At 67.7% G+C, this 14244-nt stretch carries 10 protein-coding genes and 1 tRNA gene; 9 read left to right on the top strand and 2 right to left on the bottom strand.

The window, feature by feature from the left end; translation table 11 throughout:
• Positions 1-4: 4 nt before the first annotated feature.
• Positions 5-868, bottom strand: a complete 864-nt coding sequence (rsmI, locus tag ILP92_RS11485; protein WP_198916544.1) for a 16S rRNA (cytidine(1402)-2'-O)-methyltransferase — start codon at positions 866-868, stop codon at positions 5-7.
• 91 nt (positions 869-959) lie between these two features.
• Here rsmI and ILP92_RS11480 point away from each other — a divergent pair, with 91 nt between their 5' ends.
• The 3 genes from ILP92_RS11480 to murJ all read left to right on the top strand — a co-directional run bounded on the left by ILP92_RS11480 (position 960) and on the right by murJ (position 6558).
• A complete protein-coding gene (locus tag ILP92_RS11480) occupies positions 960-2150 on the top strand; it encodes a penicillin-binding protein activator (protein WP_198916543.1) in 1191 nt (396 codons plus the stop codon).
• The gene (locus tag ILP92_RS11475) at positions 2110-4926 is read left to right on the top strand and encodes a [protein-PII] uridylyltransferase (RefSeq protein ID WP_214650035.1); all 2817 of its coding nucleotides are present in this window, start codon (positions 2110-2112) and stop codon (positions 4924-4926) included. The genes ILP92_RS11480 and ILP92_RS11475 overlap by 41 nt, the downstream gene beginning before the upstream one ends.
• Before the next feature lie 96 nt (positions 4927-5022).
• Positions 5023-6558, top strand: a complete 1536-nt coding sequence (gene murJ, locus ILP92_RS11470) for a murein biosynthesis integral membrane protein MurJ (protein ID WP_198916734.1) — start codon at positions 5023-5025, stop codon at positions 6556-6558.
• Positions 6559-6632: 74 nt separating this feature from the next.
• Here murJ and ILP92_RS11465 read toward each other — a convergent pair whose 3' ends face one another.
• Positions 6633-7319, bottom strand: a complete 687-nt coding sequence (locus ILP92_RS11465) for a rhomboid family intramembrane serine protease (RefSeq protein ID WP_198916542.1) — start codon at positions 7317-7319, stop codon at positions 6633-6635.
• Positions 7320-7391: 72 nt separating this feature from the next.
• Between ILP92_RS11465 and trpS the strand changes: the two genes are divergently transcribed.
• From trpS to ILP92_RS11435, 6 genes are all read left to right on the top strand, one after another.
• Positions 7392-8411 carry a tryptophan--tRNA ligase gene (gene trpS, locus ILP92_RS11460; RefSeq protein ID WP_198916541.1) on the top strand — a complete coding sequence of 340 codons (1020 nt, stop codon included), beginning with the start codon at positions 7392-7394 and terminating at the stop codon, positions 8409-8411.
• Positions 8412-8627: 216 nt separating this feature from the next.
• Complete coding sequence (locus tag ILP92_RS11455) at positions 8628-9737, top strand: PAS domain-containing protein (protein WP_198916540.1); 1110 nt, start codon at positions 8628-8630, stop codon at positions 9735-9737.
• A 65-nt stretch (positions 9738-9802) separates the two neighbouring features.
• The gene (locus tag ILP92_RS11450) at positions 9803-10666 is read left to right on the top strand and encodes a branched-chain amino acid aminotransferase (RefSeq protein ID WP_198916539.1); all 864 of its coding nucleotides are present in this window, start codon (positions 9803-9805) and stop codon (positions 10664-10666) included.
• A gap of 89 nt (positions 10667-10755) precedes the next feature.
• A complete protein-coding gene (glpX, locus tag ILP92_RS11445) occupies positions 10756-11724 on the top strand; it encodes a class II fructose-bisphosphatase (RefSeq protein WP_198916538.1) in 969 nt (322 codons plus the stop codon).
• Positions 11725-11898: 174 nt separating this feature from the next.
• Entirely contained in the window at positions 11899-13659 is a 1761-nt protein-coding gene (gene recJ, locus ILP92_RS11440) for a single-stranded-DNA-specific exonuclease RecJ (RefSeq protein ID WP_198916537.1), read from the top strand.
• Between the two features lie 123 nt (positions 13660-13782).
• Positions 13783-13857, top strand: a tRNA-Glu gene (locus tag ILP92_RS11435).
• Positions 13858-14244 lie beyond the last annotated feature (387 nt).

Here is a 14244-nt window from a genome sequence, read left to right as displayed (position 1 = left end):
GGATCTACCGTTCCTCATCCTCTTGCGACAGCCGCAGCGCCATCTGGTAGGCATCGCGTTTCTTCACGCCGTATCCCTGTGCCACGAACGCCGCCGCGTCCTTCACGCCCATCGACCCCAGCGCGCGGCGCAGCGCGGCTTCCATGTCATCTTCACTGGGGCGATCCTCGCCGCGGTCGATCACGACGACCAGTTCGCCGCGCGGTGGATCGACCTCGCATCCTGTCACCAGTTCGCTCAATCGTCCGCGGCGCACCTCTTCGAACTTCTTGGTCAGTTCCCGGCAGATCGCGGCCTGCCGGTCCCCCAATATCTCCTGACAAGCCTTAAGCATCGGTAAACATCTCTTGGCCGTCTCGAAAAAGATCAGCGTCGCGGGGGTGTCGGCCAAGTCGCGCAGCACCGCGGCGCGCGCCATCTGCGTCGCGGGCAGGAACCCCGCGAACAGGAACCGGTCGCTCGGCAGACCCGCCAGGCTCAGGGCCGCCAGCGGTGCCGATGCGCCCGGCACCGACGTAATCGCGAACCCCTCCTGCGCGACCGCCCGGGCCAGGTCGAATCCCGGATCGGCGACCAGCGGCATCCCCGCATCCGACGCGAAGGCGACCGAGGCACCTTCCGCAATCCGCTGAAGAACTTTCGGCCGCACGGCCGCCCCGTTGTGATCGTGATACGCCCAGACCCGCCTGCCCCCAAGCGGAATCCCGTGGATTTCCATCAGCTTGCGCAGCGTTCTTGTATCTTCCGCCAAAAGCAGATCGGCGCCTTTCAGAACATCCAGCGCCCGCAAGGTGATGTCGCGGGCATTCCCGATCGGCGTCGCGACCAGGTAAAGACCCGGGCCCAATGCGCGCGACGGGGCGCTCATGACCCGTCTGCCGATTTACACCCAGGGCGCTTGCGCATAACGTGACCTTCACAGCTTTTCGGACGTCGGCGTTCTTCGGGGGGATCCATACATGTTTGCTTCGCTGCGCACCATGCGCAAACCATTTGCGCGGCTGGCCATCGGGCTGGTCACGGCGCTGTCCGTGGTGGCCTGCGGGCCGGTGGCATTGGGGGTCGGAGGCGGCGGCGGATCGGGGCCGCAGGTCGACCCGTCTTCCGCGGTGCGCGTGGCGCTTCTGGTGCCCAAGGGCGCGTCCGGCGGCGGCGGCCTGGTCGGCCGCTCGCTCGAGAACGCGGCGAAGCTGGCCGTCGCGGACCTGCAAGGCGCGCAGATCGACCTGCAGGTCTATGACACGCAAGGCACCCCCGGCGGCGCCGCCCGCGCAGCCGAATCCGCCGTCGCGGCAGGCGCGCAGGTCGTGCTGGGTCCGCTCTACACGCAGTCGGTCAGTGCCGTCGTGCCCATCGTCGCCAGCCGCAACATCAACGTCTTGTCCTTTTCCAACAATACGGCCGTGGCCGGGGGCAATGTCTTCGTGCTGGGCCAGACCTTTTCGAACGTCGCCAACCGCCTGATCTCGTTCGCCCGCCGCCAGGGACGCACCAGCGTCGCAGTCGTGCACGCGGGCGACGTGGCGGGCATCGCGGGCCGCGACGCCATCGTGGGCGCGGCTCGATCCTCGGGGATGAGCGTCGCGACCGTGCAATCCTACGACCTATCCCAGCAGGGCATCGTCTCGGCCGGTCCGCGCATCGCCACGGCGATCCAGCAGACCGGCGCGGACACGGTCTTCCTGACGGCCAATGTGGACAGCGACCTGCCCCTGATCTCGACCGCCCTGCCCGAGAACGGCGTCAGCCCCGAGCAATTCCGCTATCTCGGCCTGACGCGCTGGAACGCGCTGCCGCAGGTGCTGTCGCTTCCCGGCCTGCAGAACGGCCTGTTCACCCTGCCCGACGTGGCCGTGCAATCGGCGTTCGAAGCCCGCTACAGCGCGGCCTACGGCAGCGCACCGCACCCCTTGGCGGGGCTGGCCTATGACGCGGTCCAGGCCGTCGGCTCGCTTCTGGCGCAGGGCCGCGGCGACGCGCTCAGCAAGCGGGCGCTGACCCAGGGGTCGGGCTTCGCGGGCGCCTACGGCGTCTTCCGGCTGCTGCCCGACGGGACCAACCAGCGCGCCCTGGCGGTCGCACAAATCCAGAATTCCCAGGTGGTAGTCCTTGACCCTGCACCCAAACGTTTCGGTGCCTCCGGGTTCTGATCCCGCAGGACCAGACGACACCCATCGCGATCCCGGAGACCTGATCCGCCCGGCCGAAGAGATCTTCGACCGGGCCGCGATACTGCGCAAACTGGACCGCGCGATCGGCGATCTCTCGGACGCGGCCGAGATCCGCCGCAAGACCGTCCGGACGCTGAAGACCGCGCTCCGGTCGGGCCGCGACACGATCGCCGACGGCTTCACCCAGGCCCCCCTCGAGGCGCGCAAGACGGTGCTGGCCTATTCGTACCTGACCGATTGCGTGGTCGAAGCCGTGCACCACGTGGCCACGCAGCACCTGCACCGCGCGCCCAACCCGACCGAAGCCCAGCGCCTGGCGATCTTCGCCGTGGGCGGCTACGGCCGGGCCGAGATGTGCCCCTATTCCGACGTCGATCTGCTGTTCCTCAGCCCCTACAAGCTGACCGGCTGGGCGGAAAGCGCCATCGAATCCATGCTCTACATCCTGTGGGATTTGGGCCTGAAGGTCGGCCATTCCAGCCGGACGGTGGCCGATTGCATCCGCCTGGGCCGCGAGGATTACACCATCCGCACCGCCCTGCTCGAACATCGGTTCCTGACCGGCCACGCCCCCATCGCCGACGAGCTGCAGACCGCGCTCTGGACCCAGCTCTTCGACGGCACGGGCAGCGATTTCGTGCGCGCCAAGCTCGACGAGCGGACCGAGCGTCACCGCCGCCAGGGCGGGCAGCGCTACATGGTCGAGCCGAACGTGAAAGAGGGCAAGGGCGGCCTGCGCGACCTGCAGACTCTGTTCTGGATCGCCAAATACGTGAACCACGTGCAGGACGTGGCCGACCTGGTGGACAAGGGCACCTATACCGCCGACGAATTCGCCAGCTTCGTGCGGGCCGAAACCTTCCTGCTGGCGGTCCGCTGCCACATGCATTTGATCGCGGGTCGCGCCATGGACCAGCTGACCTTCGACCTGCAGGTCGAGGTGGCCGACCGGATGGGCTATACCGACAAGGCGGGCCGGCGCGCGGTCGAGCACTTCATGCAGGCCTATTTCCGCCACGCGACGCGGGTGGGCGAGCTGACGCGCATCCTGCTGACCGCGCTCGAAGCCGACTACAAGAAAGAGCCCCCCAGCCTCGTGGGCTTCTTCCGGCGCCGCAGACGCGCAAAGCCGGGCTTCGCCATCGTGCAGAACCGCCTGTCCTTCGCCGACGACGTGAAGCTCGCGGATGAGCCGGTCATCCTGCTGCGGATCTTCGACGAGGCTCTGCGCACCGGCTACCTGCTGCATCCAGACGCGATGCGCCTGATCGCGGCCAACCTGCACCTGATCGACGACGACATGCGCCGCGACCCCGAAGCGGTGCGTATCTTCATGGACATGCTGCTGAAACACGGCAATCCCGACCGCGGGCTGCGGCGCATGAACGAGCTGGGCGTGCTGGGCGCCTTCATCCCCGAATTCGAACCCATCGTCGCGATGATGCAGTTCAACATGTACCACCACTACACGGTGGACGAGCACACCATCCAGTGCATCCGCCACATGTCCGAGATCGAGGAACACAAGCTGGTCGACGAGCTGCCGGTCGCGACGCGGATCATCGAAGAGGGCTTCGCCCGCAAGGTGCTCTACGTGGCGCTGCTGCTGCACGATATCGGCAAGGGCCGCCCCGAGGATCATTCGGTGCTGGGCGCGCGGATCGCGCGCAAGGTGGCGCCGCGGCTGGGCCTGTCGCGACAGGACGTGGACACCGTGGAATGGCTGGTGCGCTATCACCTGCTGATGAGCGACATGGCCCAGAAGCGCGACCTTTCGGACCCGCGCACGGTGCGCGACTTCGCCAAGGCGGTGCGCACCAAGAAGCGGCTGGACCTGCTGCTGCTGCTGACGGTCTGCGACATCCGCGGCGTCGGACCCGGCACCTGGAACAACTGGAAGGCGCAGCTGCTGCGCAACCTCTACCGCGAAACCGCGCACGCGCTGGAAAACGGGCTCGAGGCGCTGAACCGCGAAAGTCGCGGCAACGAGGCCAAGGCGGCGCTGCGCGATGCACTGGCCGATTGGGACAAGAAGGACCTGCGCACCGAGACGCAGCGCCACTACCCGCCCTACTGGCAAGGCCTGGGCATCGCGTCCCACGTGGCCTTCGCCACCCTGCTGCGCGACATCAAGGACGACCAGATCCGCATCGACATCACCGACGACGTGGACCGCGATGCCACGCGTATCTGCTTCGCCATGGCCGACCATCCCGGCATCTTCTCGCGGCTGGCGGGCGCGCTGGCGCTGGTGGGCGCCAACGTGGTGGACGCGCGCACCTATACGTCCAAGGACGGCTACGCCACCGCCGTTTTCTGGGTGCAGGACCACGAAGGCCACCCCTTCGAGACCGCGCGCATCCCGCGCCTGAAGACGATGATCGGCAAGACCCTGAAGGGCGAGGTCATCGCCCGCAAGGGTCTGGACGACCGCGACAAGATCAAGAAGCGCGAGCGCGACTTCCGCGTGCCCACCAGCATCGCCTTCGACAACGAGGGATCGGAAATCTACACCATCATCGAAGTCGACACCCGCGACCGCGCGGGCCTGCTGCACGACCTGACGCGGGTGCTGGCCAATGCCAACATCTCGATCGCGTCCGCCGTGATCGCCACCTACGGCGCGCAGGTGGTGGACACGTTCTACGTCAAGGACATGTTCGGGCTGAAGATCCACTCCGAGGCGAAGCAAAAGGCGCTGGAAAAGAAGCTGCGCGAGGCCATCGATACCGGCGCCGAGCGCGCGCGCACCTGAGCCACGGGCGCACGTGCCGGTTCACGTGTTCCGAAATACCCGCAGCCACGGCTTGCCTGCCGCCCGAAACGGCCCCATGGATGCGCCATGAGCACCATTGCCCCCCCGCGCCTGATCAAGGGCTTCGTGACCGTCGGCGGCTGGACCTTCCTCAGCCGCATCATGGGGTTCGTGCGCGACGTGATGATCGCGGCCTTCCTGGGGGCGGGCCCGGTGGCCGAGGCGTTCCTGGTGGCCTTTTCCCTGCCCAACATGTTCCGCCGCTTCTTCGCCGAAGGCGCGATGAACATGGCCTTCATCCCGATGTTTTCCAAGAAGGCCGAAGCGGGCGACGGCGCGCACGAGTTCGCGCGCGACGCGTTTTCGGGACTGGCGGCGATCCTGATCGTGCTGACGCTGGTGGCGCAGGTGGTCATGCCGGTGCTGGTGCTGGCGATGGCGTCGGGCTTCGTCGGGGACGAACGGTTCGATCTGGCGGTGCTCTTCGGGCGGATCTGTTTTCCCTATATACTGCTGATATCGCTCGCAGCCCTTCTGTCGGGCGTCCTGAACGGCCTCGGGCGCTTCTCGGCCGCCGCCGCCGCCCCCGTCCTTCTGAACGTGGCGCTGGTCGGGATACTCTGGCTGGGCGACACGCTGGGATGGCCGCCGGGTCTGACCCTGGCATGGACCGTTCCCCTGGGCGGCATCGCCCAATTGGCGCTGGTCTGGATCGCCGCCGCGCGCGAGGGATTTCGCCTGGTGCCCCGCTGGCCGCGCATGACGCCCGAGCTGCGCCGCCTGGCCGTGATCGCAGCACCCGCCGCGCTGGCGGGCGGCGTGGTGCAGGTGAACCTGCTGGTGGGCCGCCAGGTCGCCAGCTTTTTCGACGGCGCCATCGCGTGGCTGAACTATGCCGACCGGCTGTACCAGCTGCCGCTGGGCGTGGTGGGCATCGCCATCGGCGTGGTGCTGCTGCCGGACCTGTCGCGCCGCCTGGGTGCCGGGGACGATGCGGGCGGGCGCGACGCGCTGAGCCGCGCGGCCGAATTCGCGCTGATGCTGACGGTGCCGTCAGCGGTGGCCTTCCTGGTGGTGCCGCTGCCGCTGGTCAACACGCTCTTCCAGCGCGGCGCCTTCACGTCCGACGATGCGGCCGCCACCGCCTTCGCGCTGGCCATCTACGGGCTGGGCCTGCCCGCCTTCGTGCTGCAGAAGGTGTGGCAGCCGCTCTTCTACGCGCGCGAGGACACGGTGCGGCCGTTCCGCTTCGCCCTGGTGGCGCTGGTGGTGAACGCCGTCGTCGCCATCGGGCTTTCGCCCTTCATCGGCTTCATCGCGGCCGCGATCGGCACGACGCTGGCGGGCTGGGCCATGGCGATCCTGCTGATCCGCAGCGCGCGCGGCATGGGCGACACGGCGCGGGTGGACGACCGGTTCCGCCACCGCATGCCGCGGATCATCGTGGCCTCGCTTCTCATGGGGGCGTGCCTGTGGATCGCGAACCTGTTCCTGGGCCCGCTTTTCGCCGGACCGTGGAAGGGACTGGCGCTGGCGATCCTGGTGGCCGTGGGCGCGGTCAGCTATTTCGGCATCGGCAACCTGATCGGCGCGGTCTCGCTGCGCCAGATCCGGCAGTCACTGCGCCGCTGAGACGCGGCACCCAGGACCGCCGGGATAGCCATGAGTATTTCGCGAACGGTGATGGCAAGACGCGTTTGTCCCGCCTAGCGCTGGCGCAGCTTGTCCAGCACGCGCCCGAACCCGCCGGGCGACACCACGAAGGACAGCGCGAACCCGGCGCAGAAGCCGCCCAGATCCGCCACCCATTCCGGCCCACCCCCGAACATCAGTCCGAACAGAAGCTGGATGCCCATCAGCAGCGCGATCAGCGTGAAGGCGCGCATCCGCTGCTCGCCCAGCGTCCCAAGGCCCGTCCACAGGATGAAGGTATAGGCCCCGATCAGCCCGTAAACCGCCGGGTAGCCGCCGACCAGCGCGATCGACGGGCTCAGCGCGGCGGCATAGACCAGCGCGCCGACGATCGACGACACGGCCAGCACCGCAAGGACCGCAAGCGCCGAAAACGCCTCGGCCACCATCTTGCCCAGCGCCAGCAGGAACACGAGCACGAACAGCATGTGACCGAAGCTCAGATGCACGAAGCTGTAGGTCACGAAGCGCAGAAGCGCGCGGGGCGGGAATTGGCCCGTTTCGACCATCCTGTCCCACAATTGCGGCGAGAACGCGAAGGCGTTCAGCGCCTCGAGCCGCCAGCCGATGCCGTCGGACCCCGCGAATCCGCGCGCGCCCGCCTGGAAGATCAACTCGATCCCCAGGAGGATCGCGACCAGCGCCACGACCACCAGGGGGATCGCGTTGAACGGGTTCTGATTGATGTCGCTGCTGGCCATGGCTGCCTTCCTTGACGGGCTTTGGCACCATCGGTAAGCGAGGCGGACCCGATTTTCCAGCAAGGCATCCCCATGGCGCAGACGAATTTCACCCCCCGCGTCTTTTCCGGCATCCAGCCGTCGGGCGGGCTGACGCTGGGCAATTACCTGGGCGCGATCAAGCGCTTCGTCGACATGCAGGATGCGGGCGCCTACCAGACGATCTATTGCATGGTGGACCTGCACGCGATCACGGTCTGGCAGGACCCCGCGGACCTGGCGCGCAACACCCGCGAGCTTGCGGCAGGCTTCATCGCCAGCGGGATCGACCCGGAAAAATCCATCCTCATCAACCAAAGCCAGGTGCCCGAACACGCCCAGCTGGCCTGGATCTTCAACTGCGTCGCCCGGATGGGCTGGATGGGCCGCATGACCCAGTGGAAGGACAAGGCCGGCAAGAACGCCGAGAACGCGTCGCTGGGCCTCTTCGCCTATCCGGCGCTCATGGCCGCCGATATCCTGATCTACCACGCGACCCACGTGCCCGTGGGCGAGGACCAGAAACAGCACCTGGAGCTTACGCGGGACATCGCGGCCAAGTTCAACCACGATTACGGCGTGGATTTCTTTCCCATGACCGAGCCCGTGATCGAAGGTGCCGCCACGCGGGTCATGTCCCTGCGCGACGGGTCCAAGAAGATGTCGAAAAGCGATCCGTCCGATGCCAGCCGGATCAACATGACCGACGACGCCGACACGATCGCCAAGAAGATCCGCAAGGCCAAGACCGACCCCGAGCCGCTGCCCGAAACCTATGATGGCCTGAAGGATCGCCCCGATGCGCGCAACCTGGTCAACATCTACGCGGCCCTGTCGGACATGAGCCGCAACGACGTGATGGCGCAGGTGGGCGGCCAGCAATTCGGGCAGTTCAAGCCCGCCCTGGCCGACCTGGCGGTGGAAAAGCTGTCGCCGATCAGCGGCGAGATGGCCCGGCTGATGCAGGACACGGCCGAGATCGACCGCATCCTGGCCCGCGGCGCCGAGCGCGCCCGCGCCATCGCCGCGCCGATCCTGGATCAGACCTATCGCATTGTCGGAATGGTGCGGTGAAGACGGATCGGCAACGCGCCGCCGATACCACCGACCCATGTCAGGTGCGACATCGTAGCACGTGACTGCTGGACGCGGCCATACTAGCCCCTATCCTCCTTAACGGACAGCAATTTGGCCGGATCCCATCGGGGTATGGGTTCACGAATTTCTTGGCTAAGCTGGCGCGGTAGTCAAAAGCGGATATCTGGTCCGAACCAACACGGGGTCGCATACATGAGCGCGGAAGAATCGGGATATTGGTCGCGGCAGGACGAGTTGCAGGAAGCGGTCTCGAAGCTTCCCGTCGCGATGGTCCTGACCAACCCCAACCTGCCCGACAACCCGATCATCTACGTGAACCGGGCCTTCGAAGAGGTCACGTATTACTCCAGCGAATTCGCGGTCGGGCGGAATTGCCGTTTCCTGCAAGGCCCTGATACCGACCCCGCCGATGTCGCCAAGCTGCGGGACGCCATCGCCGCAGGCCGCGACGTGAGCCTGGACCTGGTGAACCACCGCGCCGATGGATCGCCCTTCCAGAACCGCCTCGTGATCGCGCCGATCTTCGATGACAACGACGAGCTCGAGGCCTTCATCGGCATCCAGAAGGAAATCCACCCCGAGCTCGAGACCAAGGCCGAAGGGCGCGGCGAGCAGGACGACATGCTGCGCGAGCTGCAGCACCGGGTGAAGAACCACCTGGCGATGATCGTCGGCATGATCCGGATGCAAGCCAAGCGCGAGATCTCGCGCGAATCGCTGCAATCGTTGAGCCACCGGATCCAGAGCCTGGCGTTGCTCTACGAAGAGCTGTCGCCCGCGGGCGTGGCCAGCCACGGCCAGCAGACGGTGCCCGCGGGTGCGTATCTCAGCCGCGTGGCGACCACGATCGCAGCCCTGGACGGTCGCTCGTCGATCCGCGTCAACGTGGACTGCGAAGAGGTCGACCTGCCCACCGACCTGAGCGCGCGGCTGGGCCTGATGCTGACCGAGTTCCTGACCAACGCGCTGGAACACGCCTTCCCCAACGACCGCGAAGGCGTCGTGCGGGTGCGCTTCCAGCGGCTGACCGGCGATGCGGTGCGGCTGGTGGTCGAAGATGACGGCGTCGGCATGCCCGAGGACAGCGAATGGCCGAAGAACGCGCCGACGCTGAAGGAAGCGCGCGCCGATCTCGAAGCCGAGGCCGAGGACGGGATCCTGGACGCCAAGACCGCGTCCGGCATCGGCGGCAGCATCGCGCTGGGGCTCGCGCGCTCGATCGGCGGCACCATCGACGTGTCGCGCGGCACCATCGGCACGGTGGTCACGCTGGACGTGGATTTGTCGCAAGGCCCGTCGTAAGTCCCGCGGCTTTACTCCGGGCTCCGGGTGCGGCAAGGCTCGGGACGCGCAACCAGGAGGCCCGCATGGCGCTCGGCACCGATATCCGCACCTATTTCGACGGACGCTGGCATGACAGCGATCTGCCGATCCTGCGCGCGGCCGACCACGGCACCTGGCTGGGCAGCTCGGTCTTCGACGGCGCGCGCTACGTCCACGGCGCGGCCCCGGACCTGCTGGCGCATTGCGAGCGTCTGAACCGCTCGGCCCACGCGATGATGCTGACGCCCACGGTGTCGCCCGAACGGATGGCCGAGATCGTGTGGCAAGGCCTGGCGGCCTACGGTCCCCAGGACGCAGTCTATATCCGGCCCATGTACTGGGCCATCGACGGCGCGCCGGGCGCCATCGCCCCGGCCGAAGGCAGCACCGCCTTCTCGATCTGCCTCGAAACGATCCCGCTGGTCGCCGATGCCGAGACGACGCTGACCACCACCCGCTTCCGCCGACCGGTGCTGGAAACGGATGTCGTCAACGCGAAGGCCGGCTGCCTTTATCCCAACAACGCGCGCATGCTGCGCGAGGCGCAGGCCAAGGGCTTCGGCAACGCGCTGGCCGCCGACGCCGTGGGCAACGTGGCGGAAACCGCCTCCTCGAACGTGTTCATCGTCAAGGACGGCGAGGTGATGACCCCGATCCCCAACGGCACGTTCCTGGCGGGCATCACCCGGGCGCGGCACATGGCGAACCTGGCCGCCGACGGCATGCCGGTCCGCGAATGCGTGCTCGGCTTCGACGACGTGCGCACCGCGGACGAGGTCTTCCTGTCCGGCAACATGACCAAGGTGCAGGCGGTGACCGCCTTCGACGACCGCCACTACCAGGTGGGCCCCGTGACGCGCCGCGTGCGCGAGATGTATTGGGACTGGGCGCTGTCGGGCAACGGCTGACGGCCTTCGGGCGGTAACAGGCTTGTGCGCGGGCGCGCCGACCGGCTACCACGTGGCAGAGCAGTCACAAACGCCCGGAGCGCGCCCCCATGTCCACCAATGATTTCAACGACCGCATGCTGTCCCTGGGCCTGGCCCGCGTGAGCGAGGCGGCGGCGCTGGCGTCGGCGGGCTGGATCGGACGCGGCGACGAAAAGGCCGCCGACCAGGCCGCCGTCAACGCCATGCGCGACCAGCTGAACAAGCTGGACATCGCGGGCACCGTCGTGATCGGCGAGGGCGAGCGCGACGAGGCGCCGATGCTCTATATCGGCGAAGAGGTCGGCACCGGCAGCGGCCCCGAGGTCGACATCGCGCTGGACCCGCTGGAAGGCACCACGCTGACCGCCAAGGACATGCCCAACGCGCTGACCGTGATCGCCATGGGCGCGCGCGGCTCGATGCTGCACGCGCCGGACGTCTACATGGAAAAGCTCGCCATCGGGCCGGGCTTCCGGACGGGCGTCGTGACCATGGACATGAGCCCCGCCGAACGCGTCAGCGCCCTGGCCGCCGCCAAGGGCTGTTCGACCCACGACATCACCGTCTGCGTGCTGGAACGGCCCCGCCACGAGGACATGATCGCCGAGCTGCGCACCACCGATTGCGCCATCCGGCTCATCACCGACGGCGACGTGGCGGGCATCATCCACACCGCGGACGCCGACCGGACCGGCATCGACATGTATATGGGATCGGGCGGCGCGCCCGAGGGCGTGCTGGCGGCCGCGGCGCTGAAATGCATGGGCGGGCAGATGTTCGGCAAGCTGCTGTTCCGCAACGACGACGAGCGCGCGCGCGCCAAGAAGGCCGGTGTCACCAATTTCGACCGGGTCTATACCCGCGACGACCTGGTGAACGACGACGTGATCTTCGCCGCGACGGGGGTGACGGACGGCTCGGTGGTGGACGGCATCAAGCGCGAACCCGGATACCTGACGACCGAGACGATCCTGATGCGCTCGAAGACCGGCTCGGTCCGGCGGATGATCTACCGCAACCCGGTGGCCCGCAGCTAGGGCCCGCCGCTGCGGCCGTCGGCGCTGGCGTCCGGCGGTGCGCCGGGATATTTTTCGAGAACAAAGATGGAGCAGGGCCGCGCCGGGGGCATCGACGCGCGCATTGCGACTTTCGTGATTTGAAAATCGCGTATATAGTGGTTGCACCTTCGCAGTTATCCACATGTTGATGCCATGCCACGTGATCTGGGTGCGCCCGCCTTCCTCGATGTCTCCTCCTCGCTGACCGGCCGCGCCTGGGTCGGGCCCGATCCCGATGCCGAGCGGCGGGCCGAAGGCCTGAGCCAGCAAACCGCCCTGCCCTTCCCCGTTGCCGCGGTCCTGGCGCGCGCGGGTGTCACCGCCGAGACGGCCCAGGGCTACCTGGCCCCGTCCTTGCGCGATCTGCTGCCCGACCCGCGGTCGCTGCGGGACATGGACCGGGCGGCGACACGGTTCCTGGACGCCGTCCGCCGACGCCAGAAGATCGCGATCTTCGGCGATTACGACGTGGACGGGGCCGGTTCCTCGGCACTGCTGATCGTCTGGCTGCGGTCCATGGGACTGGACGCGACGCTTTATATTCCCGACCGGATCGACGAGGGCTACGGCCCCAACGACGCCGCGATGGCGGCACTGGCGCGCGATCACGACCTGATCGTCTGCGTCGATTGCGGCACGCTCAGCCATGGCCCGATCGCGGCCGCCACGGGCGCGGATGTCGTCGTGCTGGACCACCACCTGGGCGGCCCCACGCTGCCCGACGCGTTGGCCGTGGTGAACCCCAATCGCCAAGACGAAAGCGGTGCGCTTGGCCATCTCTGCGCGGCGGCCGTGGTGTTCCTGCTGCTGGTCGAGGTCAACCGCTTGCTGCGCGACGCCGGGGACAAGGGGCCCGACCTGATGGCCCTGCTGGACCTGGTGGCGCTCGCGACGGTGGCGGACGTGGCGCCGCTGGTGGGCGTCAACCGCGCCTTCGTGCGCCAGGGCCTGACGGTCATGGCGCGCCGCGCCCGGCCCGGTCTCGTGGCGCTCTGCGACGTGGGACGTTTGGATTGCGCGCCCACGGCCTATCATTTGGGCTTCGTTCTGGGACCGCGGATCAACGCGGGCGGGCGGATCGGCCAGGCGGACCTGGGCGCCCGGCTCTTGTCGACGGACGACCCGCACGAGGCGCAAGCCCTGGCCGAACGGCTGGACCTGCTCAACACCGAGCGCCGCGACGTTGAAAACGCGGTGCGCGCGGCGGCCCTGTCACAAGCCGAAGAGCGCGGCGTCGATGGCCCCCTGGTCTGGGCGGCGGGCGAAGGCTGGCATCCGGGCGTGGTGGGCATCGTGGCCGCGCGCCTGAAGGAAGCGACGGGCCGCCCGGCGGTCGTCATCGGGCTCGAAGGCGGCGTGGGGAAAGGATCGGGGCGCTCGATCGCGGGCGTCGATCTGGGCGCCGCGATCCAGCGCGTCGCCTCCGAAGGCCTGCTGCTGAAGGGCGGCGGGCACAAGATGGCGGCGGGGCTGACGGTCGCCGAAGACCGGCTCGATGCGGCCATGGACCGGCTGGGCACGCTGCTGGCCCGCCAGGGGGCGGCCGAGGGCGAGGCGCGTGGCCTGCCCATCTCGGCGCTGCTGATGCCCGGTGCCGCGACGCCCGAGCTGATCGAGCAGATCGACATGGCAGGCCCCTTCGGCATGGGCGCCCCCGCCCCCCGCTTCGCCTTCGCCGATTGCCGCATCGCCAGCGCCCGGCGGGTGGGGGACAGCCACCTGAAGATCGCGTTCACCGACGGCAGCGGGCCGCAGCTCCAAGGGATCTGCTTCGGCGCCTTCGACGGCCCGCTCGGGGCCGCGCTCGAAGGGCACGGCGGCAAGCGCTTCCACCTGGCAGGACGGCTCGAGCTGAATCGCTGGCAGGGACGCAGCTCGGCGCAATTGCGGCTGGAAGATGCGGCCCCGTCATGATCACCGCCCGGCCGTGATCGGCCCCCGGGACACGGCACTGTGGGCCTTGTGCAAATTTGCCCGCCGAAAGTCCGAAAACCCCCTTGCAGCCCTGCCGGAGTTTGCTTAGGAACTGCCGCCAGTGGCCCGTTCGTCTATCGGTTAGGACGCCAGGTTTTCAACCTGGAAAGAGGGGTTCGATTCCCCTACGGGCTGCCACTTAATCCCCATAAGATATTGATTTTAAACAGAAAAACGGACGAGCCGCCGATCTGTCCCACCATAAATCCCATCAGTCGGATTCGGTGGTGAGGTGGGATTTGGTGGGTCGGGTAGGATCGGATTGGGACTGCGGCCTGCACAACGCACGGTGCAAACGGGGGACCATCGACCAAAGCGTAGCGGGTGCATCAGGTCTGGTTTTCGTGTGCATGTCTGATTCGAGCGGTTGCGCGGACCAATCACCTGTTCTTACGAAATCGCTCATTGCGGCCGCGGCGTCGGTGGTCATGGACGAACAAACGATGCTTATGGAGCCGCCGATCCCAACCGTTCGCTTCTATCCTGGTGACCTTCTCCCCGGTATCCGGGCCATTGCGAACTGGA

Origin of the sequence: Palleronia pontilimi, from assembly GCF_016412875.1 — a bacterium.
GTDB lineage: Bacteria > Pseudomonadota > Alphaproteobacteria > Rhodobacterales > Rhodobacteraceae > Palleronia > Palleronia pontilimi.
The sequence above is the reverse complement of the archived record's forward strand: the minus strand, read 5'-3'. Positions and strand labels throughout refer to the sequence as shown.